The 23,289-nt window shown below is 66.0% G+C and carries 23 protein-coding genes, 1 tRNA gene and 1 pseudogene; 15 read left to right on the top strand and 10 right to left on the bottom strand.

The window, feature by feature from the left end:
* Positions 1-532 precede the first annotated feature (532 nt).
* The 3 genes from ACNR9W_RS14905 to ACNR9W_RS14895 are packed head-to-tail and all read right to left on the bottom strand — an operon-like array spanning position 533 to position 3,428.
* Positions 533-1,222 (bottom strand): ABC transporter ATP-binding protein, encoded by a 690-nt coding sequence (locus tag ACNR9W_RS14905; protein ID WP_419271459.1) that lies wholly within the window; start codon positions 1,220-1,222, stop codon positions 533-535.
* A 5-nt stretch (positions 1,223-1,227) separates the two neighbouring features.
* Positions 1,228-2,466, bottom strand: coding sequence for an ABC transporter permease (locus ACNR9W_RS14900; protein WP_419271453.1), 1,239 nt, complete (start codon positions 2,464-2,466; stop codon positions 1,228-1,230).
* Complete coding sequence (locus ACNR9W_RS14895) at positions 2,463-3,428, bottom strand: efflux RND transporter periplasmic adaptor subunit (protein WP_458478523.1); 966 nt, start codon at positions 3,426-3,428, stop codon at positions 2,463-2,465. Before ACNR9W_RS14895 ends, ACNR9W_RS14900 begins: the two co-directional genes overlap by 4 nt.
* A gap of 254 nt (positions 3,429-3,682) precedes the next feature.
* Here ACNR9W_RS14895 and ACNR9W_RS14890 point away from each other — a divergent pair, with 254 nt between their 5' ends.
* The 3 genes from ACNR9W_RS14890 to ACNR9W_RS14880 all read left to right on the top strand — a co-directional run bounded on the left by ACNR9W_RS14890 (position 3,683) and on the right by ACNR9W_RS14880 (position 6,161).
* A complete protein-coding gene (locus tag ACNR9W_RS14890; RefSeq protein WP_419271451.1) occupies positions 3,683-4,825 on the top strand; it encodes a hypothetical protein in 1,143 nt (380 codons plus the stop codon).
* On the top strand, positions 4,729-5,307 hold the full coding sequence (locus ACNR9W_RS14885) for an alcohol dehydrogenase catalytic domain-containing protein (protein ID WP_419271450.1): 579 nt from the start codon (positions 4,729-4,731) through the stop codon (positions 5,305-5,307). Before ACNR9W_RS14890 ends, ACNR9W_RS14885 begins: the two co-directional genes overlap by 97 nt.
* A 674-nt stretch (positions 5,308-5,981) precedes the next feature.
* Entirely contained in the window at positions 5,982-6,161 is a 180-nt protein-coding gene (locus tag ACNR9W_RS14880) for a hypothetical protein (RefSeq protein ID WP_458478521.1), read from the top strand.
* 241 nt (positions 6,162-6,402) lie between these two features.
* Here the strand turns inward: ACNR9W_RS14880 and ACNR9W_RS14875 are convergent, their stop codons facing one another.
* The 3 genes from ACNR9W_RS14875 to ACNR9W_RS14865 all read right to left on the bottom strand — a co-directional run bounded on the left by ACNR9W_RS14875 (position 6,403) and on the right by ACNR9W_RS14865 (position 9,122).
* Positions 6,403-7,017: a DsbA family protein gene (locus ACNR9W_RS14875; protein WP_419271448.1), complete on the bottom strand. Its 615-nt coding sequence runs from the start codon at positions 7,015-7,017 to the stop codon at positions 6,403-6,405.
* Positions 7,018-7,107: 90 nt separating this feature from the next.
* A complete protein-coding gene (locus ACNR9W_RS14870) occupies positions 7,108-8,448 on the bottom strand; it encodes an ATP-binding protein (protein WP_419271447.1) in 1,341 nt (446 codons plus the stop codon).
* Positions 8,448-9,122, bottom strand: coding sequence for a winged helix-turn-helix domain-containing protein (locus ACNR9W_RS14865; protein ID WP_419271446.1), 675 nt, complete (start codon positions 9,120-9,122; stop codon positions 8,448-8,450). Before ACNR9W_RS14865 ends, ACNR9W_RS14870 begins: the two co-directional genes overlap by 1 nt.
* Before the next feature lie 86 nt (positions 9,123-9,208).
* Here ACNR9W_RS14865 and dsbD point away from each other — a divergent pair, with 86 nt between their 5' ends.
* The 5 genes from dsbD to ACNR9W_RS14840 are packed head-to-tail and all read left to right on the top strand — an operon-like array spanning position 9,209 to position 13,763.
* Complete coding sequence (gene dsbD, locus ACNR9W_RS14860; protein ID WP_419271445.1) at positions 9,209-11,020, top strand: protein-disulfide reductase DsbD; 1,812 nt, start codon at positions 9,209-9,211, stop codon at positions 11,018-11,020.
* A complete protein-coding gene (locus ACNR9W_RS14855; RefSeq protein WP_419271444.1) occupies positions 11,017-11,823 on the top strand; it encodes a prolipoprotein diacylglyceryl transferase family protein in 807 nt (268 codons plus the stop codon). The genes dsbD and ACNR9W_RS14855 overlap by 4 nt, the downstream gene beginning before the upstream one ends.
* A 2-nt stretch (positions 11,824-11,825) precedes the next feature.
* Entirely contained in the window at positions 11,826-12,551 is a 726-nt protein-coding gene (locus ACNR9W_RS14850) for a L,D-transpeptidase (protein WP_419271443.1), read from the top strand.
* On the top strand, positions 12,548-13,183 hold the full coding sequence (locus tag ACNR9W_RS14845; RefSeq protein WP_419271442.1) for a DsbA family protein: 636 nt from the start codon (positions 12,548-12,550) through the stop codon (positions 13,181-13,183). Before ACNR9W_RS14850 ends, ACNR9W_RS14845 begins: the two co-directional genes overlap by 4 nt.
* 31 nt (positions 13,184-13,214) lie before the next feature.
* On the top strand, positions 13,215-13,763 hold the full coding sequence (locus tag ACNR9W_RS14840) for a L,D-transpeptidase (RefSeq protein ID WP_458478520.1): 549 nt from the start codon (positions 13,215-13,217) through the stop codon (positions 13,761-13,763).
* Positions 13,764-13,802: 39 nt separating this feature from the next.
* On the opposite strand, the pseudogene ACNR9W_RS14835 reads toward ACNR9W_RS14840, so the two are convergent.
* Positions 13,803-14,584: pseudogene (locus ACNR9W_RS14835) on the bottom strand (IS5 family transposase).
* 250 nt (positions 14,585-14,834) lie between these two features.
* Here ACNR9W_RS14835 and ACNR9W_RS14830 point away from each other — a divergent pair.
* A complete protein-coding gene (locus tag ACNR9W_RS14830) occupies positions 14,835-15,752 on the top strand; it encodes a purine-nucleoside phosphorylase (RefSeq protein WP_419269901.1) in 918 nt (305 codons plus the stop codon).
* A gap of 224 nt (positions 15,753-15,976) precedes the next feature.
* On the opposite strand, the gene ACNR9W_RS14825 is transcribed toward ACNR9W_RS14830, so the two are convergent.
* Positions 15,977-16,453 (bottom strand): nucleoside deaminase, encoded by a 477-nt coding sequence (locus tag ACNR9W_RS14825; protein WP_419269903.1) that lies wholly within the window; start codon positions 16,451-16,453, stop codon positions 15,977-15,979.
* A gap of 118 nt (positions 16,454-16,571) precedes the next feature.
* Positions 16,572-17,804, bottom strand: a complete 1,233-nt coding sequence (locus tag ACNR9W_RS14820; RefSeq protein ID WP_419269905.1) for a serine hydrolase domain-containing protein — start codon at positions 17,802-17,804, stop codon at positions 16,572-16,574.
* 99 nt (positions 17,805-17,903) lie between these two features.
* On the opposite strand from ACNR9W_RS14820, the gene ACNR9W_RS14815 reads away from it, so the two are divergent.
* Both ACNR9W_RS14815 and ACNR9W_RS14810 read left to right on the top strand, forming a co-directional pair.
* Positions 17,904-18,098, top strand: a complete 195-nt coding sequence (locus ACNR9W_RS14815; RefSeq protein ID WP_419269907.1) for a hypothetical protein — start codon at positions 17,904-17,906, stop codon at positions 18,096-18,098.
* 390 nt (positions 18,099-18,488) lie between these two features.
* The gene (locus ACNR9W_RS14810; RefSeq protein ID WP_458478743.1) at positions 18,489-18,704 is read left to right on the top strand and encodes a transposase; all 216 of its coding nucleotides are present in this window, start codon (positions 18,489-18,491) and stop codon (positions 18,702-18,704) included.
* Positions 18,705-19,322: 618 nt separating this feature from the next.
* Here the strand turns inward: ACNR9W_RS14810 and ACNR9W_RS14805 are convergent.
* Positions 19,323-19,399, bottom strand: a tRNA-Arg gene (locus ACNR9W_RS14805).
* A 119-nt stretch (positions 19,400-19,518) separates the two neighbouring features.
* Between ACNR9W_RS14805 and ACNR9W_RS14800 the strand changes: the two genes are divergently transcribed.
* The 4 genes from ACNR9W_RS14800 (at position 19,519) to ACNR9W_RS14785 (ending at position 23,222) form a co-directional block, all read left to right on the top strand.
* On the top strand, positions 19,519-20,547 hold the full coding sequence (locus ACNR9W_RS14800) for a LacI family DNA-binding transcriptional regulator (RefSeq protein ID WP_419269909.1): 1,029 nt from the start codon (positions 19,519-19,521) through the stop codon (positions 20,545-20,547).
* A 60-nt stretch (positions 20,548-20,607) separates the two neighbouring features.
* Entirely contained in the window at positions 20,608-21,417 is an 810-nt protein-coding gene (locus ACNR9W_RS14795) for a S49 family peptidase (protein WP_419269911.1), read from the top strand.
* Positions 21,418-21,522: 105 nt separating this feature from the next.
* Complete coding sequence (locus tag ACNR9W_RS14790) at positions 21,523-22,446, top strand: calcium/sodium antiporter (protein WP_419269913.1); 924 nt, start codon at positions 21,523-21,525, stop codon at positions 22,444-22,446.
* A gap of 47 nt (positions 22,447-22,493) precedes the next feature.
* The gene (locus tag ACNR9W_RS14785; RefSeq protein ID WP_458478742.1) at positions 22,494-23,222 is read left to right on the top strand and encodes an SDR family oxidoreductase; all 729 of its coding nucleotides are present in this window, start codon (positions 22,494-22,496) and stop codon (positions 23,220-23,222) included.
* Positions 23,223-23,289 lie beyond the last annotated feature (67 nt).

The raw sequence follows: 23,289 nt of genomic DNA, 5'->3' as shown, positions 1-23,289 counted from the left end.
CGACATGCGCCTCTTTCAGCCTCATCCTGCGCGGGTCCCGTGCAGCATCTGGGTCGCCGTCTCAGGGCGCCACGCCCATCTGCCAGCCATCGCTTTCGAGGCTTGTTCGGTGCAGCTACCGCCGGGCCGCCGCTGCGACAGCCCGAAAACTGGATTGCGCAGGAGCGTGTCTCGCGGGAGGCTCCGAGGGGGATGGAGAGAGTGGCTGTCCCTGCGCCCGCGCACTCAGATCGAGGTCTCGCAGCCCGGCGGCTTTGATCTTTTCCTCAATGCCCCTGTGCGCGACAGCAGCAAGCTGAACGGTACCCTTGCCATGCGGCCATTCGGCCCCGCCGAAAAATGGGCAGCCTCAATTCACTCCCGAACCGGATGTGGTGCTGACATGACGCAGGCGGACATCGCCGCTTTCTTGAAGTCGGCCGCGGCGGTTGACGCTGTCAATTCGGTCGAGACAACCCATGGCACCACCCGGTTTCTCTGCGGAAGCAGGGCTCTGAAGTTGAAGCGTGTCATAAGCTGCGGAACTGCAAGGTCAACCCTGCTGCGGCGCAGGCTTAGGATCTGTCAACGCCCCATCCACAAGCTCGAGCCGCCGGTCCGTCTGCGCGGCGAGTCCCAGATCATGCGTCACCGCAACAACGGTCTTGCCGCCGGCGCCTGAGAGTGTCCGGAGGATCTCGAACACCTGGCTCGAGCTCTTGCGGTCAAGGCTGCCGGTGGGCTCGTCCGCCAGGATCAGCGGAGGATCGTTGGCGAGGGCGCGCGCGACGGCCACGCGCTGCCTCTGCCCGCCCGAGATCTGGTCGGGCCGCTTCTCGACGTGCCCCGCCAGCCCCAGCTGCTCGAGAAGATCGGTGGCGCGATGCCGGATCGCGGCAGGAGATAGCCGCGCGAGCCGCCGCATGGGCAGTTCGACATTCTCGCGCAAGGTGAATTCGGGCAGCAGAAAGTGGAACTGGAAGACGAAGCCGATCTCCTGCAGCCGGACACGCGCCCGCGTGTCCTCGTCAAGCGGCCCCGTATCCTTACCCCGGATCCTCAGCGTCCCGGCGGAAGGGCGATCCAGCAGACCCAGCAGGTAGAGAAGCGAGGACTTGCCGGAACCCGACGGCCCCGTCAGCGCAACAAACTCGCCCTCGGCGATCGACAGAGAGACGTCCCGCACCAGCGTGACAGGAACGACGGCGGGCAGCGTGCGCGTCAGGTGGGCGGCGTCGATCATCGCGGTCACGTGGCACCCCGGATGATGTCCACCGGGTTGACGGCCGCCGCGCGCCGCGCCGGCAGGTAGCCCGCCACCCCTGCCGCCAGCAGGGCGAAAACAGTGGCCAGGATGTAGTGCAGGGGGCTCCAGGCCAGGGGCAGGCGCGTGGCGCCGCCCAGTTCCTCAAGGTCGATGGGGATGCTCTGCAGCGCCAGGCACAGCCCATAGCCCGTGATCCAGCCAAGGATCGATCCCGCGGCGCCGATCATCAGCCCCTCCAGAAGAAACAGGCGGCGCATGTCGCGTGCCGGAAAGCCAAGCGATTTGAGGATCGCGATATCACGCGCCTTCTCATGGGTGATGGTCGAGACGATGTTGAAGATCCCGAAGCCCGCCACCAGCATGATCGCAGCGACGACCGTATACATGATGATGTTGCGGACGGTCAGCGCCTCGAGGATCGGCTGGTTCGCCTCTTCCCAGGAGACCGCCTTCTGTCCGATCAGGGCCTCGGCGCGCGCCGCGACCGCCCGCGACTGCGAGGGATCGTCAAGGCGGATGCGGATCGTGTTGATCGCGCTCGTCCGCCCTGACAGCGTCTGTGCCGCCTTCAGCGCGACATAGACCTCGCCCTCGTCGCGCGGACGCGTTCCCGTGTGAAACAGGCCCACGATGCGGAAATCGCGCCGCCGGCCGTCGCCGGTAACAAGGCCCACCGTGCTGCCCCCCGCCGCGCCCAGCTTCTCGGCCAAGGCGCGCCCGATGATGATGTTGTTACCGCCCGCCAGCAGGGCAGCAAAGCTGCCCAGAGTGAAGTCGTGCGCGATGGAGGACACGGCCGCCTCTTCGTCGGGAACAACGCCGAAAAGCGCAACGCCAGCCTCACGTCCAGCGAACTGCACCACCGCCTGCGTGCGAAGCGCCGGAGCAAGCCGCCCCGGCACCCAGGCACGAAGCGCCGCCTGGACGGCAGAGGGGTTGCGGATGCCGCGGCTGTCCTCGCGCGGGCGCAGGCCGAAGAACCGGGTGGCTGCGAAGACACCTTCGGCCGGTTGCAGAACCGGGGCGCGCAGCTCGTCCGTGATCTCGACATGCGGGATCGTATCGACAAGCTGGCGGATGAAGTCCTGCTGCGAGCCCTGCATCAGGGCCGCCATCGCGATGGAAAAGCCGACGCCCAAGGCGACGCCCAGTCCCGCGACCAGCATCTGGCGGACGCGGCCACGAATATGGGCAAGGGCGAGCATCAGCAGAAGACTCATGGCGCGGCCCCGGTCCTGACGGCGGCGCCGTCGCTCAGTCCTTCAGGGACCGGGACGATCAGCTGCTGACCAGGCGTCAACCCGTCGAGGACTTCTGCCATGTCTGCGCCGCGGATCCCCAGCACCACAGGAACGCGCCGGGTTTTGGCGGCCTCCAGCACCCAGACCATGCCATCCGCCGACACGGCCTCGGCCGGAACAAGAAGCGCATCCTTGTGCAGGCGCGTGACGATGTTCACCTCGACGGTCATCCCGATCAGCAGCGGCGTGTCGCCAGGAAGTGCCAGCCGCACGCGATACGTGCGTGCGGCCGGGTCGCCCATCGGCGTGATGCTGTCCAACCTGGCTTCCAGTGCCGCAGACGGGAAGGCATCCGAGCGGAGCAGCGCCCGCTGGCCGACCGAGAGCCGCGGGATGTCTTCCTCGTTGATCTCGGCGAGAATGCGCAAGGGCTGCGGTTGGCCGACGTGGAACAGCGGGGCGCCGGGCTCGGCGATCTCGCCGACCTCGCCATCCTGGCGCAGCACCGTGCCGCCCATCGGGGACCGGAGTATATAGCCCTCCAGCCGGGCCTGCTGTGCCGCGATCTGCGCCTCGATCCGTGCCTCTTCGCTTTCGCTCCGCTCCAGGTCCTGCCGGCTGGCCACGTTGCGGTCCGCCAGATCCCGCAGCCGCTGAAGCTCGCGCGCCGTAAAGGCCTGCCGGGCGCGCAGTTCATCCAGTGCGGCGCGCGCCTCCCTGTCATCCAGCCTTGCAAGTTCCGCGCCTTGGGCAACCTCCTGGCTCTCGCAGTTGCAGAGCCAGACGATCCTCTCACGCATCAGCGGCGCGACCTTGGCCCAGTGCCGGGGTTCGACCGTGCCCGTCGCGTAGACGATCTCGGCAGCATCGCCCCGCGTCACCGGCGCCACCTCGACCAGCGGCGGACGCAGCCACCACCACACGGCTGCCGCAGCCGCCAAGATCGCGGCCAAGACAAGCATTACCGCGATGTACCTGCCTTTGATCTTCATGGCACGTGACCAGATCCTGCGCTCCTTGCGGTACTCATCCTGCTAGCCACTCCGCGCTCTCAATCTGACCCGAGCATCGGCGATCCGAGGCGCCGCGACCTTGATCCGCATCAATGCGGAAGTCAGCCGACCGGCAGAGATTGGGGTCCTTACTGGATCACGAGGGTCTTCCGATGCGCGTAACGCAAATGTCTGTGTTGCTCTTGCCGCTTCTGCTGTTCGTCTCGGGCGCGAGCGGGCAAACTTTGTCCTTCGGAACGGACGTCTATGCAGGCGGTGAGGGTGCCAGCGGCATCGCCTCCGCGCCGCGAAGCCTGTTTGCCGCCGGGCCAGCCGTGCGGGTGGACTCCCCCATTGGACGGGATGCGCATCTGGCCGGCTTCAGCGTTCACGCCAGCGGCGCGACGGGTGGCGATCTTTATGCCATGGGCGGCGACATCACGCTCGATGGTGCCGTCGGCGGCGACCTGACAGCAGGAGGATTTTCGCTGTCCGTCGGCCCGGGCGCCTCCGTGGAGGGCAATGCGCGACTGGCAGGGGGCAGCGTCAGCATCGCGGCTCCGGTCCGCGGGGCGCTGACCGTTTCCGGTGGTGCCGTGACACTGGACGCGCCCGTCGGAGGTGATGCCTGGATCGCGGCTGACCATCTGAAGTTCGGACCCGCCGCCCGCATTGCCGGGCAATTGCACCTGACGGCACCCGACGAAGTCGAGGTGCCGGGCGCCGTTGTTCCTGCAGATCGGATCACCCGCCGGCCCATGTCCGAGGCGGGCAGGTTCGACCCGGGGCGCGAATGGCGCCGCGACTGGATGCTGGCGCATCATGAGGAATGGGGCATTCCCGGCGCCCTCGGCCTTTCGCTGGCCGCCGTCCTGACACTTCTGTTCCTGCTCGCGGCCGGTGCGGCATTCCTGGCCTCGGCGCCGGTTCTGGTCGAGCGCCTGCGGCGGCAGGCGAGCCTGCGGCCGTGGCGCGCGCTGCTGCTGGGCGCCCTCGGGCTCAGCGCCCTTGTCGGCGCGATCCCGGTGGCGGCCGCATCGCTGATCGGGCTGCCGCTTGTGCCGATCGCGATCCTTGCCCTGATCCTGCTCTGGACCCTCGGCTACCTTCTGGGGCTGCATGTCGCCGCGCAGGCCGTTCTGGCGGGGCTGCGGGGTCATGCGGCACCTGCCGGGTTCGGCTGGTCCGTTCTTGGACTGGCCCTCGCGCTTCTTCTGGCGGCGCTGCTGAACTTCGTGCCGCTGCTCGGATGGATGGCCAACATGCTTCTGGGCATTCTCGGCCTCGGGGCCGTGGCGCTTGTGCTGGCAGAGCGGCTGGCGCCGCCGCCGCGGGACGTGCCGTAGATCATGATCGGCGCGGCGGCAGGCCCGAAGACAATGCGCGCGATGATCCTGAGAGCATCGGGGGCCCGCTGGAGTATGCGGAGCTTCCTCTGCCAGAGCCTGACCGCGGCCAGATCCGGCTGCGGGTCGAAGCCTGCGGCGTTTGCCGCACCGACCTGCACATCATCGACGGCGAGCTGCGGGAAAGCCGTCTTCCGCTGGTACCGGGCCACGAACTCGTCGGGCGGATCGAGCGGATGGGCGGCGATATGCATGGCCTGCGCCTCGGGCAGCGGGTCGGGGTGCCTTGGCTGTCCAGATCATGCGGTACCTGCCCCTATTGCCGCGCGGGATGCGAGAACCTTTGCGACGCTGCGGACTTCACAGGCTTCACCGTCAATGGCGGCTATGCAGAGGCCTGCCTCGCCGAAGCCCGCTCATCGTTGCGCTGGACGAAGATGTCCCGGCGCCGCAGATTGCGCCGCTGCTGTGTGCGGGCTTGATCGGCTATCGCGCGCTAAAGGTCGCCGGCCTTGGTAAAAGCATCGGCATCTATAGCTTCGGTGCCCCGCACATATCATCACGCAGATCGCTGTACGCCAGAACAGGCGCATCTTCGCCCTGACACGGCCCGAAGACAAGCCAACGCAGGACTTTGCAGTTCGGCTTGGTGCGATATGGGCCGGAGGAACTGATGATTCCGTGCCTGAAGCACTGGATGCTGCCATCATCTTCGCCCCGGACGGCAGCCTTGTCCCTCTCGCGCTGCGGGCTGTCCGGAAAGATGGCAGCGTAGTCTGTGCCGACATCCACATGTCGGTGAGCCTGCGAGGCTTTGTGCTCTGCTGGCGGCCAAGGGGAAATCATCCAGCGGCGTATCGCGCAAAACTTTCCTGCCTGGAGGCTTGGTCAGCGGCGTCGGCGCACGGGCGCAGATCGCAGGCATCTTAGGGTCAGGGTTGCTGCGGATCGAACATCTGCCCGTCGTGGGCGTCGAAGCATTGTCGACCTCTATCATCCCGGTGACCTTTTCGGTGACTGGGTGCCACTGGCGGCCGAATTTTCGGTCGAGGCGGCAACATGTGTCGAGATCTGCGCCCACAGCTGCCAGTCCGTCGAATGGTTGCTCCGGCGGAACCCGTCAGCAAGAGCCTACATCATTTCAGAACTTGAAGACATGCAGGAGCGCCAGCTTGAGCAGGTTTGGTTCCGGGGCGTTCTTGACAGCCGGCAACGAAACATCGCGTTCCTGCTCGGAGCCGCAAAATTTTTGCCGGTGGAGTACACGCTGAAAAGCGGCATTCCGAACCCGTCAGAAAGGGACTGTGACGCAACGTACTTTTCGGCGTCGAAATGAACCCGCGAACACTTCGGCCCATAGCTGCCCTTCGGCTCTCGGCAGTTGCTGCAGTGGAGCTTCCCTAGAGCGGCCGCTGGTGTCCGGCGCAGCAAGATTGATTGTACGGCCTCTGCTATGCGGGACCTTCTTGCCATTTGCCGCAGCAATCTTCTTCCTTGTGCCCACATGCCTCGGTGCCAGCCTTCGGGAGGCCTGTTGGCCAGCGGCATCAAAATGACGTCGGCGCCCGGCATCATCGCTATGCCAAGGTCTCGCGGGCGCGGCTGATCAGGCGACGCATGTCATCCAAGCTGTATTCGCCAAAGGCTCCTTCGTCGCCGGCGATGAAGCTGGGCGTGCCCATCAGGCCCATGTGATCGGCAAGAAGAAAGCTGTTGGTGATATGGCGCTCCACCTGTTCGGACTGCATGTCCTGCTGAAGACGTGCAAGGTCGAGGCCAGCCTCTTTGGCGGCCTGCATGGCGCTATCGGCACCGGCGCGGCCACGGAGGGCGAACATGGCCCGGTGCATCTGCCAATACCGGCCCTGCTGCAGCGAGGCGAGCGAGGCGCGCGCCGCCGCCTCGGAATCCGCCCCAAAGACAGGCCATTCGTGAAAGACGACGCGCAGCTTTGGGTCCGACAGGATCAGGCGATGGATCGGGTCGACCATCTTGCGGCAAAAGGGGCAGTTGTAGTCGAAGAATTCCGTCAACGTCACATCGCCGTCCGGATTTCCCAGGACAGGGGCGGTCGGATCGTGCTCCAGCACCTGTCTCAGTTCCTCTGGCATGGGATTGTTCCGTGCCGAAAGGGCCGTGGTGGGCAGGACCAGCAGACCCGTGCTGGCGATCAGGAAGTTCCGGCGTTGCATGCTTTATCCTCGGACAGTTCGACGCGCTCTTGCGCAGGATCGTCAGAGGCTGGCCGCCCAAGCTTAAGGCTGGCTTAAGGGGTGCGGTGATCAGCGGGGTGACAGGGGCAGAGAGATCGTCACCTCCTGACCGCCACTGCCACTGCCGCTGCCCAGCTCCATCCGTCCGCCCATGCGCTGGACGGCGGCCGCAACGATCGCCAGACCCAACCCGCTGCCTTGGACATCCCGGCCCGGACCACGCCAGAACCGGTCCGTGACCCGGTCGCGGTCCTGGGGCCGGATCCCGGGGCCCTGGTCGCGGACCTGGAAGACCATGAAAGGCCCATCGCCGGAGGCAGTCAGCCTGACCGTCCCGCCTTGTGGCGAGTGCTGGATCGCGTTCTCGACTAGGTTGCGCAGGGCGCTGTGGACCAGGATGCGCGGCGCATGGAGTGGCGGAAGGTCCTCAGCCTGCATGTCCAGGCGCACCTGGCGCGGGCGGGCCTGATCCTCGGCCTGGCGGGCGATCTCGGAAAGCAGGGCGGCCGCGTCCAGACGCTCGGCCGAGGCCGCGTCCTGGTCGATGGCCGTCAGGTCCAAAAGCTGGCGCACCATCCGGTCTGTGCGGTCGACGGAGGTCGTGATCGTCGCCAGCGCCCGGTCGCGCACCGCCGGATCGGAGGCCATCCGGGCGATCTGCGCATGAGTCCGCAGTCCCGCCAGGGGCGTCTTCAGCTCGTGGGCCGCAAAGGCCGTAAAGTCCCTCTCGGTCTGGCGAAGATGGTCGAGGCGCTGGAACAGACTGTTCAGCGCCCGGCGCACCGGCCGGATCTCGCGTGGATCGCCGGCTCCTGCCAAAGGGCTCAGGTCATCCGGCTTGCGGTTTCGCAGAGCGGTTTCCAGATGCGCCAAAGGTGCCAGCCCCCGGCCGACGCTGATCCGGATCAGCAGCGCGAGCGCGGGAAAGACCACGGCCAGTGGCCAGAGAAGCCCCTGCACCACATCCCCCACCAGGCGATCGCGCACCTGGATGCGGTCGCCCACCATGACCCGCACCCCCACCTCGGGATTGACCACGGTGAAGACACGCCAGGGTTCGCCATCGATCAGGGTCGTGGTAAAGCCTTCGTCCTCGGAAAGCTTCGCATCTGGCGCTCCGGAAGATGCCCCCAGCAGGTTTCCCCGGAGCGACCAGATCTGGCAGGACAGCTGGCGCGAATACTCTGCCGTCCCCGGCAGCGCGATGCTGGTCTCCGCTCCGGCCCCATCCAGCGCGATGCGCCGGTCCGCCATGAGCGAGCTGACCATGTTCGCCGCCTCCGCCAGCCGGGCATCCAGCACCTGTTCGACCTGCGCGCGTGTCGAGACGTTGATCCACCATGCCGCCGAAAGCCAGATCGCGCTGGTGGCAAGCGTCAGAACGAGAATGAGGCGCAGGCGGATCGACATCAGTCCGCCCCCCTTTCGCTCGCGGGGACGCAGTAGCCAAGGCCGCGCACCGTCTGGATCACCTCGCGGCCCAGCTTGGCGCGCAGATGATGGACATGCACCTCGACCGTGTTGCTTTCGACATCTTCCTGCCATCCATAAAGACGCTCTTCCAGCTGCGCCCGCGACAGGATGCGGCCGGGATGCTCCACCAGCGCGTGCAGGATGGCAAACTCGCGCCGCGACAGGCGCAGGCGGCTGCCGTCCCGGCTGGCGGTCATCGCGGCCGGGTCCAGCTCCAGCCCGCTCCAGCGCAGGACAGGATTGGCCCGGCCACCCTGCCGGCGCAGCATGGCGCGGATCCGGGCCGCCAGCTCGTCAAGATCGAAGGGCTTCCCAAGATAGTCGTCGGCCCCGCTGTCCAAGCCGGAGACCCGATCGCGAACCTGGTCACGCGCCGTCAGCAGCAGGACCGGCAGCATGTTCCCTTGGGATCGCATCTCTCCCAACAGGTCGGTGCCCATTCCGTCAGGGAGCATGATGTCCAGAACGAGGCCGGCAAACTCGCTATGGGCCAGTGCGGCGCGTGCATCCGCCAGGCTTCCCACGGTGTCGGCCGTGAAGCCTGACAGCCCCAGCCCGACAGACAGCCCTTCCGACAGCACCGGATCATCCTCGACGATCAGCAATCGCATCACAGGTTCCTTCCTGTCCTTCTCATCCGGCGGTTGGCTTGCCCAGCTTAAGCCTCGCTTAAGCTGGGCTCCTTAGCCGCAGCACCATGATGATGCGAATCCTATCAGCGGCGTTGGCCGCGTTGACATTCTGGAGCAGTGCGGCACTTGCACAGCCTGCTCCGCCCCTCGATCCCTCCGACGCATTCGCCTTGAGCGTGACATCCGACGCGGCGGGCGGCCTGCAGGTCATCTGGGACGTGCAGCCGGGATATTACCTCTATCGCAGCAAGATCGAAGCCTATGGACCCGATGGGGCGGCCCTTCCCCTCCTCCTGCCCGAAGGCGAGGTCTATGACGACCCTTGGATGGGGCGCGACGAGATCTATCGCGCTCCGGTTTCGACAGCGCTCCCCGATACCCGGGGCGCGGTGACCCTGCACTGGCAGGGCTGCCAGCAGGACGGCATCTGCTATGCGCCCCAGCAGGTGGTGCTGGAGGCGGACGGGACGGTTCGGGCCGAGAAAGCCGCGGAAGCCGGACCTTTCGCATCCTGGCGTGCGGGCGGCGGTGCTGCACAACCCACTTCGGCTGACGGCGCGACATCTGGAGCGCAGAAGGGGCTGAAGCTCGCCGGCGAGGATGGCCTTGTGGCCGATCTGGCCAGCCGCGGCGGAGTTGCTTTGGTTCTGATGGGCTTTTTCGGCTTCGGGCTGTTGCTGTCGCTGACGCCCTGTGTGTTGCCGATGGTGCCCATCGTTGCCGGAATGCTGACGCGCCAGGGCAGCGGGATGACGGCAGGGCGCGGGCTGGCGCTGACCGGAGCCTATGTCGTCGCGATGGCGACTGCCTTCGGGCTTTTGGGGGTGGCGGCGGCCTGGTGGGGCGCCAATCTGCAGGCCACCCTGCAATCGCCTTGGGCGATCAGCGTGATCGCATTGGTCTTCGTGGCGCTGGCGCTGTCGATGTTCGGCCTGTTCGAGCTGCAGATGCCGGCACGCTGGCAGGCCCGTCTGGCACGGCGTCCAGGCTCTGCCGGATCGTTGGGAGGAGCGGCAGTCCTCGGTTTCGGCTCGGCCCTCATCGTCGGGCCCTGCGTGACGGCCCCGCTGGCGGGCGCGCTGATCTACATCGCGCAGACGGGCGACCTGGCCTTGGGTGCGGCAGCCCTCTTCGCCCTCGGGCTTGGGCAGGGGGTGCCGCTGCTGGCAGTCGGCGCCTTCGGTCCGCAGATCCTGCCGCGCCGCGGGGCATGGATGGAGCGGGTGAAGTTCGCCTTTGGTGCGGTCTTCCTGGGAATGGCGATCTGGCTCGGTGGGCGCATCCTGCCCGGGCCTGCGGTTCTGGCGCTTTGGGCGGTGCTGCTGACGGGCTGCGGGGTGGCGCTTGGCGCCTTGGACCGGCTGGCTCCGGAAGCGGCGCGCGGCTCGCGCATCGCCTCGGCCGCGGGTCTGCTGCTGGTCTTCGCCGGGCTGATGCAGGCCATCGGTGCGGCCGCTGGTGCCGAGGATCCGATACGGCCCTTGGCACCGCTGGCGGGCCGAACGGCACAGGTGTCGCCGGAGCAGCCGGAGTTTCAGACCGTGACAACCCAGGCCGCGCTGGATGCCGCGCTGCAAGGATCGCAACCGGCCCTGATCTACGTCACCGCCGACTGGTGCGTCACCTGTCGGACCATCGAGCGGGGGCCGATGTCGGATCCGCAGGTCAGGGACGCCCTGAGCGACCTTGTCCGCATCAAGGTGGACGTGACGGACTTCACTGCCGAAGCGCAGGCAGTAATGAGCAGCCTGTCCGCCGCCGGTCCGCCGACGATGATCTTTGTCGATGGGGGCCGGGTTGAGCCGCAGAACAGCCGTCTGGTCGGCGACGTGGAAACCGGCGATCTCATCGCCTCGATCGCCAGGATCTCCGAATGAACGCGATCTCGATTGGGCCCTTTGCCTTTGACGCATCCCGGCTGGCAGCCGTCGCGTCGATCCTGCTGTTCCTGACCGCTGCGGAACTCGCCGCCAGATATGGCCGCCGGTCACGGCGGACGCCTGGGCCTTTGGCGGGGTGGCTCGTGATGGCCTGGATCCTGGGGGCGCGCTCAGGCTTCGTGCTGTCCAACCTGAACGACTTCGCCGCATCGCCGCTCGATACACTCAAGCTCTGGCAGGGGGGCTTTTCTGCCGGGGCAGGCTGGGCGGCCGCGGGCATCGTGGTGCTGTGGGCCCTGCTGAAAGGGCGGAGCGCGGCCCTGCGACCGGTCCTGATCGCCGCCGCAGTGGCGATCGTCGCGCATCAGGCGATGACCGCGTCGCTGCCCCCTCCGCAGATGCGCCTGCCGCCGATGGAGCTTCTTGCCCTGGACGGCACGCCTGTCCAGCTCGCCGGGCGCGGCCAGGTGACCGTGCTGAACCTCTGGGCCACGTGGTGTCCGCCCTGCCGAAGGGAGATGCCAATGATGACCGAACTGGCTGCCGAGATGCCCGAGATCAGCTTCGTCTTCGCCAACCAGGGCGAGGGCGCGGTCCAGATCCTGGCCTTTCTTGCGACGGGGAACCTGCCCCTGACCGGGATGCTGCGCGATCCGCAGGGGCACCTGATGGGCCGGCTGGGTGCCGTGGGCCTCCCCAGCACCCTGGTCTTCGATGCTCAGGATCAACTGGTCGCAGCCCATACCGGCGAGATCTCCCGCCCCGCGCTTCGCGCCCTGATCAAGACTGCAAAGGAATGATGATGACACGACTTCTGAAGGCGTTTCTGGCCGGAGCGGCTTTGCTGACGGTGGCGGCCTGCGAAACGGCCTCTCATGTGACTGAGCCACCGCCCGCCATCCCTGCGCCGCTCCCGGTCCGACCGGAAACCGCGGCCCTGTATGACGCACAGGACGACGGAGAGATCAGCGTTCCCGCCATCCCCCCCAACCTGCTGACGGAAGACAAGGCCAGGCAGGTGGTGGACTACTGGACCGATGAACCTGTCGGCACCATCATCGTCGATCCTCATGCCAGGCGGCTTTATCACGTGCAGCCGGGCAACAGGGCCATGCGCTACACCGTGGGTGTCGGTGCCGCGGGATACGGCTTCACCGGCGAGGCGCATACACCCTACCAGCGCGCCTGGCCCCGCTGGACGCCGACCGACAGCATGCTGGCCGAAAAGCCCGAGCAGTATGGGCCCTCGGCGGCAGGGGTCGAGGGCGGGCTGTCGAACCCGATGGGCGCGCGCGCGCTCTATATCCACAACAGCGGCGGCGACACCTTCTACCGCATCCACGGCACGCCCGACCCGCAGTCGATCGGCACAGCCAGTTCGGCCGGGTGCATCCGCCTGTTCAACCAGGACATCATCCACCTGGCCGAGAACACCCGCAGCATGAGCAAGGTCGTGGTTCTGACCCAAGCGCAGTCGGGACAAGGAACGGTACCTCCCGCCGCACCGACGCCCGGAGGACCGGCATGACCCTTGACCGCAGAACCCTTTTGGCCGCCGGGGCGGGTGCCGGCCTCGTGGCGCTTGGTGGCGGGGCATGGACGCTGCTGCGTCAGCCCGGCCGCGCGGGCGAGCCGAGCGTCGACGACGTGCTTCATGATCCCGATCAGCCCGTTCTGGGCAACCTGCAGGGGGATCTGACCATTGCCGAATTCTTCGATTACCAATGCCCGTTCTGCAAGCGCGGCCATCCCGATCTGATGGCAGAGGTCGAAGCCGACGGGAACATCCGCCTGGTGATGAAGGACTGGCCGATCTTCGGAGGCGCCTCGGTTCTTGCCGCGCAGATGGTGCTGGGGGCGGCGGATCACGACCGCTATGCGGCCGCGCAATCCGCGCTGATGGCCACGCCCGCACGCCTGACCGAGAAAGACGTCCGCGCCACCCTGACCGCAGCGGGTCATAACCCTGACCGAATGATGGAGGGCTATCTTCGAGAGCGGCCGCGATGGGACGGGCTGATGAGCCGCAACGCCCGGCAGGCGGCCGCCCTTGGCCTGCAGGGCACACCGGCCTTCATCATCGGTCACACCATCCATGCCGGTGCGCTGGACCGGGATCGCCTGCGCGCGGCCATCGCCGCTGCCCGCAACGGCGCCTGAACCCATTTCCAAAACCAAGAAGGAGCAGAAGATGACCATGGTTTCACGCCGGCGGATGATCGGGCTGATCACGGCCGGCGGATTGGCCGCACCGGTTCTGGCGCGGGCGCAATCCGCAGCTGATCGCAACATCAGCAGTTTCACCATGCAGCGCTGGCAGGATCATTTCGACGACCTGGGCCTTGGCGCCATTGTCGCCGACACCCGTTCCCGTGCCCTGCATTTCTGGTCGGGGGACGCACAGACCTACCGGACCTATCCCACCTCGGTCCCCATCTCGGATGAGTTGACCAAGCGCGGTCATACCAAGATCGTGCGCAAGAAGGAGGGTCCCAGCTGGACGCCCACCGCCTCGATGATGGAGCGGTTCCCCCATTACCGCCCGATGGGCCCCGGGCCGGACAATCCGCTGGGCACGCATGCCATGTATCTGTCCTGGCCCGCCTACCTGATCCACGGCACCCATGACACGCGCAAGATCGGGCGCCTGTCCTCGGACGGCTGCATCGGTCTCTACAACGAGAAGATCGAGGAGTTGTTCGGCATGTGCCCCGTCGGCACCCAGGTCCGGATCATCTGACGGGCAGCGAGAGGAGCGAGGTGTTCCTGTCACACCAGGTCATGTTGACAAATAGCGGAGCCCCTTTCTGACACAGGCGATGTCAATGAAGCCAAGAAAGCTGCTTGCGGTTTTGTCGTAACGTGTCGCGAGCCTGCGGGTGTTCTTCAGCTTGTTGAAGCAGCGTTCGACCATGTTGCGCAGGGTGTAGAGGGTCATCTCCACGGTCTTTCGGACCTTGCGGTTCTTGCGCATCGGGATCATCGAGACGGCGTCGCGTTTCTCAACATCTTCTCGGATTTTGTCAGAGTCGTAGCCTCTGTCAGCCACCAAAACAGCAGGCGACGGCAGGTTGTCGGCCATCACCAGATCATAGCCGGCATAGTCTGAATCCTGACCCGGCGTGATCTCGGTCCTCATAGGGAGGCCAGCGCTGTTGACGCGGAGGTGGATCTTGGTCGAAAAACCACCTCTTGAACGGCCAAGAGCCTCTTTCGAAGCCCCCCTTTTGCGCCGGCCGCATGATGGCGGGCCCTGATGACTGTGCTGTCGATCATCTGGAGCTTGTCCGGGACGAACCCGGCATGGTTCAGCGCGTCCAGGACATCTTCCCACAGCCCGGCCAGCGTCCAGCGTCGGAACTGGCGATAGACCGAGAACCACTTGCCGAACTCCTCGGGCAGATCCCGCCAAGGCGCACCAGTTCGTGCGATTCAGAAAACACCTTCCAAAACAAGACGATTATCGACAGGCTTTCGTCCGTTCGCATGCCGGACACCCCGGATGAAGCCCTCAAAGAATGCCCACTCGTCATCCGACATCAAGTTGCGAGCCGAGTTCACCTCCAACGCAGAGGCCGACATAAAATTGCGCAAAATGCAGCTTTGATGGGCATCAGCATGATAGGGGGCAATCGGGGCGACTGCATGTTCTGGCGGGGCCGGCCAAACAGCGCTAGGCCAGTTCGAGATCAGGACCAGGAGATAAGCCATGACGCCGACCACCCTCACCTGCAGCGCTGCCATCGTGGCGACCTTGTCCGCCGTCCCCACATTGGCCGCCGCCGAGACGTTCGCCCCGAAGGTTCTGGTGATGGCAATGTTCAAGGCGGAAGCAGAGCCGTGGCTGAAGAACCTGGACCTGCCCCACACCATCACTATCCCAGGTCTGCCAAAGGACCACGACGCGCTGTCCTGCAACGCGGATCTGTGCGTGATGACGACGACGATGGGCTATGCCAATGCGGCCAGTTCGGCCATGGCAATCGGGTTTTCGGATCAGCTCGATCTGTCGCAGGCCTATGTGCTGATCGCGGGCATTGCCGGTGTCGATCCGGAAAACGGCACGCTGGGTTCGGCGGCATGGGCGGATCATGTGGTGGATGCGGGTCTGGTTCATCGTATCGACAGCCGTGACGCGCCAGCCGACTGGACCAGTCAGATCGTGGAGCTTGGTGCCAAGGCGCCGGGCGAGAAGCCGGGCTGGGCTGCGGGCAGCGAGGTCTTCACCCTGAACCCGGCCCTCGTCTCTGCCGCCTTCGATGCCACGGGCGAGGTCGAACTGGCCGACAGCGACGAAGCCGCTGCCTATCGGGCGAACTATACCCAGGATACTGCACGAGGGGCACCACAGGTGATGGTTTGCGCCTCTGTCTCGGCCGACACCTACTGGCATGGCGAGACGATCGCGCAGGAGGTCGCCGACCACGCGCCCCTGCTGACCGACGGGGCAGCCGGCTACTGCATGAGCCAGATGGAGGACAACGCTACCCTGACCGCTCTCACACGCGCGTCCGAGGCGGGACGGCTGGACATGGACCGCGTGGCGATCTTGCGGACAGCTTCAAACTTTGACCGTGCGCATGAGGGCCAGGACACCGCCGCATCATTGTCGGCGACGTCGGGGGGCTTCGGACCGGCCACGGAGAATGCTTTCCGCGTCGGGAATGCATTCGCGTCGATGATCATCGAAGACTGGGACCGGTTCGCCAAAGGCGTCACCGCGGATTGATCAGGGTGGCGGCGGATGCACGAACTTGCCTCTGCCATTCTCTGCTATAGCCTGGGTCCGGAGGGACCGATCCCACATGACCGAAAGGCAAGCCCACACCCAGCCAAGGCAGTCGGCTCACTCCTTGGCTGCCGATGACAAAGCAATGTTTTGGGCCGAGGCCTTGCCGGGTTGGTCTGCCTATTCGCGACAGGCAGCAGCTTGATCAGCTCTCCCTGGGTGCTTTAGCCTGAATGCGACCGGACATGGAGGGCGCGGACCTGCATCGCAAACTCCTCGAAAGGGCCATGGACGACCGTGTCGCTGATCACGTCGCTGATTGGCAGCGGCTTGACGCGGAAGGCAGGAACGCCCAGCTCGGCAAGCCATTCCGTCATCTGAGCTGCCGAGCTTGCATAAACGATCCGGCCAAGTCCGACCCAGCCATGGGCAGCCGCGCACATGGGGCAGTGTTCGCCCGAGGTATAGACCGTTGCCGTGGCACGTTCCCGGACATCCATGTTGTTCGCGGCCCAACGGGCGATGGCGAATTCCGGGTGCTGCGTGTGGTCGCCACCTCCGATGCGGTTATGGTCCTCGAACAGAACCTGACCCTCGGAGGATACAAGCACCGCGCCGAATGGTTGATTGCCGCTGTGCAGTGCCTGAGCTGCCAGTTCGATGCAGCGCTGAAGATGCTGCCGATCTGTATCGTTGATCATGAGGCTTCCTTTCGGTTCGATGTGCCGAACCATCTTAAGACAGTGCCGCTTTCATGAGCAGTGACTGATCGATTCTAGTCCAACGGCCCAGCATCAACGGCGGAAGCCTGAGGTTCCTTCAGTCCAGCGCCGCGGCAATCGCGTCGAACACGACCAGCGGATCGACAGGCTCCCGACCCACGGGCTTTGGTTGTGCCATGTGGGTGGCGATCACGACGTTCCGCGTCGGGTTGATGTAGATGTTCTGCCCCTGGATGCCGATCGCGGCAAAGGCACCGTCGGCGATGGACGGTTCGGTCCAGCCCGGCCACCACATGTAGCCATACTCGATCGTCTCGCCGCCCTTCAGGTCCTGCGGCTGCCCGGCAGTTTCCGTCCAGCCTTCGGGCAGGATAGCCTCGCCGTCGATCATCCCGCCGTCCAGGAAGAACTGCCCGAAGCGCGCGAAATCCCGCAGGGTGGCCGACAGGCCGCTGCCGCCGATCTCGACCCCGTCGGGGCTGTCCAGCCACCAGTTTGCATTGGCTTCCATCCCATAGGGCTGCCAGATCTTCTGGGCCAGATAGTCCGCCAGCGGCATGCCGACTGCGCCGTGAACCAGCTCACCCAGAACCTGCGTCTCCCCGGTGGAATAGGTATGATGCGTGCCGGGCTCATGGGCGCGGGGCAGGGCGGCCATCACCTCCATGGCGGCACCGGGGCGCTGTTCGATCTGCGCGCGCAGCAGGTCGCGGCGGTCGGACTGTGGATCGGTATAGGTCTCGTTCCATTCCACGCCCGACGCCATCAGCAGGATGTCGCGGATGCTGACCCCGTCATAGGCGCTGCCGGCCAGCGCCGGAACGTAATCGACCACCATGTCGTCCAGGCCGCCGATATGGCCATCGACGATGGCGGCGCCCACCAGGGTGGAGGTGATGGATTTGGCCACCGACATCGACATCCAGCGCGTCTCGGGCGTGTTGCCGCGCTGATAGGTCTCGTAGACGACCTGGCCGTCCTTCAGCACGATCATCCCGGTGACATTGTCCAGCGACAGGAAGTCATAGAGGTCGTAGGTGGCGTCCCCGACCTGATAGCTCACCATGTTCGGCAGATCGACGGGCGCCTGCGGCAGCTCGCGGGGGTTCTCGCTTGCCGGGATGGTCCGGGTGGGGAAGAGGCGGTCGATGTTGCGGAAGGTGCTGACCGCCAGATCGGGCGTCAGATGGCCATTATAGACATCCTCGACGGTGCCGATGGGCTCGTCCGCATGTGGATAGTCCTGCGCAGCCGCGAAGCCCGGCAAGGCCAGGCAGAGACTGCCCAGGGTCAGCAGGATGCGCGTGTGATACATCGGGCTCGGGGTCATGCCGTCCTCCTCCTTCTGTTCAACCGATGGGACGACAGTTCTGCACGATGTGCAAGGGGCAACTCAATCAGAGACGGTTGCTAAGATGCCCAGGATCAGGTGGAGCTGGTCAAGGCGCTATGGATTATGCCCTCACCCCCGTCGGTCTTGAAGACCGCTCGCAATCCGGGCGTCACCAACACCCGGAACTTCGGCTCGCCGCATTGGCGGCGCTGGCTCGGTCGCACGCACCGCTGCCTGGCGCCCGCGATCAGCTTCTCGAAGCCGCGGGGCGACGGGCAGGGTGTGCAGTGATCCGCTCCGGAAGATGCGGGTACCACCATGTTCTTTGCAGGATTTGAAGCCGCGGCTGGACATCGCTCCGCAAGGTGAAGGACCGGGAGACCATCGGCGAACTCTACGCCCGGGGGGCATGCTCCGCAGGTGCCCAGGCCTCCTCTTGCGTGCAGAATCAGCGCCAGCTTTTCCTCTCACTGATTCGAGTGGTCGCGTACTGAGACAGCGTGGCCTGGGATAGATGCGCGCGCCCAAATAAGAAATGTTGCCATTGAGGTGGTCCCGAAATTGGGCACTGACGTTAACGTCTGCTTTGCTGTCTGTTGATCTTCACCGCGAGGGAGATCGACGAGGTCGAAACGAAAGCGAAGTGCCCCTGAGTTCAAGGCGAAGGCGACACTTGAGGCGCTGAAAGGCGAGGAGGCCGTGTCCGAGGTGGCGAGCCGGTTCGGCGTGCGTCAGCCGATGATCAAGCAGTGGGGACGTGCGCTGCTGGACGGCGCGTCCGGTGTGTTTGAACGCGGTGGCCACAAGACGCCGGTCATCGATGAAGACCGGGTCAGGGAGCTGCATGCCAAGATCGGAGAACTGCCGGTGGCCAACTCTTTTCTGCAAAAAAGCTGAAGCCTTGGCGCGGGAGGTGAGGCAAGGCACCGGCTGCGCCGGTCGGGCATCGACTTCTACAATCACCGCCGCCGGCACGAGGCCCTTGGCGCCCGACCACCAGCAGTGGTCTACATCACCGCACATCGAAGCAACGCAAACGGACCAGCAGGAGCAGGTCAGAGCTTAGAAAGCGTCAGATTCTGTCCAGGGAATGAGGAGAACCTCAGATGGAAAGGTGCCCGTCGACGAGTTGAACGCGCTGGCCCACACGAACCCCGGACCGCCAAGTGGGAAACCATCCCGACGGCGCAGGCCAACAGCAAGGTCTCCGTGGGGCGGATCATCGCCGCCATCCGGGCGCGGAATATCCGCGTCCATGCCCTGCCAGGCAACACGTCCTATCATGGCTTCAAGGCCTGCCGGAGCGAGTTCGGGGCGATCGAATAGCCGCCGCGGCAGTTCCTGCTGCTGAGAAGGCGGGCGAGGGTGAGGCAATGAGTTGACCCATGCGGTGATGCCCCCAAACGAACGCGGCGCTTTCCACATAAGTAACCACATCAGTAGATCGACCTCGGACAGCGGCTTACCAAAACCACGCAATCGCGCACTCTTGTACTTTATTGGCACAAGGATGTTTGGTGACCCCGACAGGACTTGAACCTGTAACCTGCCCCTTAGGAGGGGGCTGCTCTATCCAGTTGAGCCACGGGGCCGACGCCTTGACCTTTAACTGGGCCACGCCCGCCTTGGCAAGCTTTGGCTGATCAAGGGGCAGTTGTCGGCACTCCTGTCCTTCGCTAACATCGCCCGACGCAGATCGAGAACCCGTCCCATGATCCCCACAAGACCCCGCCGCCCTCTGACCCTTCGCGACGTGTCCGAGGCGTCGGGCGTTTCCGAGATGACCGTCAGCCGCGTGTTGCGCAACCGGGGCGATGTCTCGGCGGCGACGCGGGAAAAGGTGCTGACCGCCGCCAAGGCCCTGGGCTATGTGCCCAACAAGATCGCGGGCGGTCTGGCCAGCCAGCGGGTCAACCTGGTCGCGGTGGTGATCCCCTCGCTGTCGAACCTGGTCTTTCCCGATGTGCTGGGAGGCATCTCGGCCGAGTTGGACGACACGGGGCTGCAGCCGGTCATCGGCGTCACCAACTATTCTCCCGCGCGCGAGGAGATGGTTTTGTACGACATGCTCTCCTGGCGGCCCTCGGGCGTGATCCTGGCGGGGCTGGAACACAGCAAGGCGTCGCGGGCGATGCTGCAGAACTCGGGCATCCCGGTGGTCGAGATCATGGACGTGGACGGCGAGGGCATCGACACCCTGGTCGGCATTTCCCACATCCGCGCGGGGCGCGAGATGGCGGCGCGCATCCTGGCGGCCGGCTATCGGCGCATCGGCTTTGTCGGCACCCACATGCCCGAAGACCACCGCGCCAGAAAGCGCCTCTTGGGCTTCGAGGAGGGCCTGGCCCTGGCCGGGGTACAGCTGGAGGCGCGCGAATATTACCAGGGCGGATCAAGCCTGCTGAAGGGGCGCGAGCTGACCGAGCGGATCCTGACCCGGGCGCCCGATCTGGATTTCCTCTACTTCTCGAACGACATGATCGGGGCGGGCGGGCTGCTCTACTGCATCGACAAGGGCTATGACATTCCCGGCCGGATCGGGCTGGCGGGCTTCAACGGGGTGGACCTGCTGGACGGCCTGCCGGTGCGTCTGGCCACCACGGATGCCCGGCGGGTCGATGTCGGTCGCCGTGCCGCCCGCCTGGTTTCGGGCAAGGACCCGATCCCGGACAACCGGATCATCGCGCTGACGCCCACCTTCATGCCCGGCGACACGATCCGCGCCGCGGACGCGGGCTAGCCTTTTGCGCCATCCGGGGCCGCCTTGTGGGTGGTGCCACTTGCGCCTATCTGTGGGGCCATGGGTATTGCCTTCAACAACCGCCTTTTGTCCCGCAAGCCGCGCGTCGCGGTCATCCGCCTGACGGGCACCATCGGCGGGGCCGGCCGGGGCGGAGGGCTGAACGACGCGGCCCTGGCCCCGCTGATCGAACGCGCCTTCCGCCGCGGCAAGCCGGTGGCCGTCGCCCTGGCTGTGAATTCGCCCGGGGGATCTCCGGTCCAGTCCTCGCTGATCGCGGCCCGCATCCGCTGCCTGGCCGACGAGACCGAGGTGCCGGTCCATGCCTTTGTCGAGGATGTCGCGGCCTCGGGCGGGTACTGGCTGGCCTGCGCGGCCGACCGGATCTGGGCCGACGAAAGCTCGATCCTGGGCTCGATCGGCGTGATTTCGGCGGGCTTCGGCTTTCACCAGCTGATCGACCGCTGGGGGATCGAGCGTCGCGTCCACACGGCCGGTCGGTCGAAATCGACCATGGACCCATTCCGCCCCGAAAACCCCGAGGATGTCGCCCGCCTTCACACGATCCTGGAGCCGATCCACCAGGCCTTCAAGGACCACGTGCGCGCACGTCGCGGCACCCGCCTGAGCGAGGAGCGCGACCTGTTCACCGGAGAATTCTGGGCCGGACGCGAGGCCGTGCGCCTTGGGCTGGCCGACGGGATCGGGCACCTGGTCCCCAAGATGAAGGCGCTTTACGGCGACAGGCTGCGGTTGGAGGTACACGGAATGCGCCGCCCGCTGCTGCGCCGCCTTGGCCTGTCAGCCGAGGCGCTGATCGACGCCGCCGAGGATCGCGCCGCCTTTCAGCGCTTCGGGACCCGCGGATGAGCCTGCGCGTCGTTGTCCTGTTCCTGCTTGTCATGGTGGTGATGGCCTTGGTCAAAGGCCCCGCCTTTCGCCGCACATTGAAAAACCTACTGGGGATCGGACGACGTGATCGTTGACATACTGCTTGTGCTGGGCGGCTTGGCCCTGCTTGTTCTGGGTGGCGACCTGCTGGTCAAGGGGGCGGTCAACCTGGCCCTGCGCCTTGGCATGACTCCCTTGGTCGTCGGCCTGACCGTGGTGGCCTTTGGTACCTCGGCCCCCGAACTGATCGTGTCGCTCTCGGCTGCGCTGAAGGGGTCCAGCGCCATCGCCATGGGCAACGTCGTCGGCTCGAACATCGCCAATGTGCTGGTCATCCTGGGCTTCACCTCCCTGGTCTCGGTCATCGTCACCAAGGGGCATGACCTGCGCGAAAGCTGGGCGATGATGATCGGCGCCTCGATCCTGCTGATCGCCCTGGCCTTCACCGGAGAGATCGGCCGCCTAGAAGGGATCATCCTGCTGCTGGCCCTGGGCGCGGTGCTCTGGCGCCAGCTGTCCACCGGCCGCGCCGACGCGGCTGAAATCGAGGGCGCGGAACTGGGCGCCACTTGGGGCAAGATCGTGCTGTGGCTTGCCGGCGGCCTGATCGCGCTCCCCATCGGGGCGAACCTGCTGGTCAGCGGCGCCACCGACATCGCGCGCGTCTTCGGCATCAGCGAAGTGGTCATCGGGCTGACGCTGGTGGCCGTGGGAACCTCGCTGCCGGAACTGGCGGCCTCGGTCGCCTCGGCGATGCGGGGGCGGGCGGACATGGCGCTTGGGAACGTGGTCGGCTCGAACATCTTCAACATCCTGGCGATCCTCGGGATCACCTCGATCGTGTCGCCCCTCCCGGTCCCGCCCGAGATGCTGCGCCTGGACCTCTGGGTGATGCTGGCCACGTCGCTGCTGCTGGCACCGTTCCTGTTCCGGGGCCTCAGCCTGACGCGTCCGGTCGGGGGGGCGCTTCTGGTCGGCTATGCCGCCTATGCCTGGGTGCTGCTGTGAAGGGCGTCGCGCTTGTGACCGGCGGCGCCCGCAGGCTGGGGCGCGCCATGGTGCTGGAGCTGGCGCGGCACGGCCATGACGTGGCGATCCACTATGCCGGGTCCGAAGCCGAAGCCCGGGACACCGCCGCCGAGGCCCGGGCCCTGGGCGTGCGGGCCCAGACCTTCCAGGCCGACCTTCTGGACCCCGAGGCGACGGCGCGCCTGATTCCCGACGTGGGGCAGGCCATGGGGCCGCTGACGGTTCTGGTGAACAACGCCTCGATCTTCGACTATGACAACATCCACAGCGCCACGATGGAGGGCTGGGACCGCCATATCGGGTCGAACCTGCGCGCGCCCTTTCAGCTGATCCAGGCCTTTGCGGCGCAGGCGCCCAAGGCCGTTCCCGATGAGAACGGAGAGCCGCAGGCCCGCGCCGTGGTCATCAACATGGTCGACCAGCGCGTCCTGAAGCCCACGCCCGAGTTCATGACCTATTCTATTGCCAAGGCGGGGCTGTGGTCGCTGACCCGCACCGCGGCGCAGGCCCTGGCGCCCGACATCCGGGTCAATGCCATCGGGCCCGGCCCGACCATGATCGGCGCCCGCCAGTCGGCCGCGCATTTCGCGGGCCAGCGCGCCGGCACGATCCTGAACCGGGGCGCCGATCCCCAGGGCATCACCCAGGCGCTGGCCTTTCTTCTGGAGGCGCGGGCCGTCACCGGGCAGCTGATCTGCGTCGATGGCGGCCAGCACCTGGGCTGGCGGACACCGGATGTGCAAGGACCGGAATAGGCCCGATCCGGACCTGTGGCGGCCTGTTGTCCACTTCGGTCAGGGAACCGGACCTATGTCTTGGAAT

The sequence above is a fragment of the Paracoccus sp. T5 genome (assembly GCF_048538155.2).
GTDB lineage: Bacteria > Pseudomonadota > Alphaproteobacteria > Rhodobacterales > Rhodobacteraceae > Paracoccus.
This window is presented reverse-complemented; position numbering and strand designations above follow the sequence as displayed.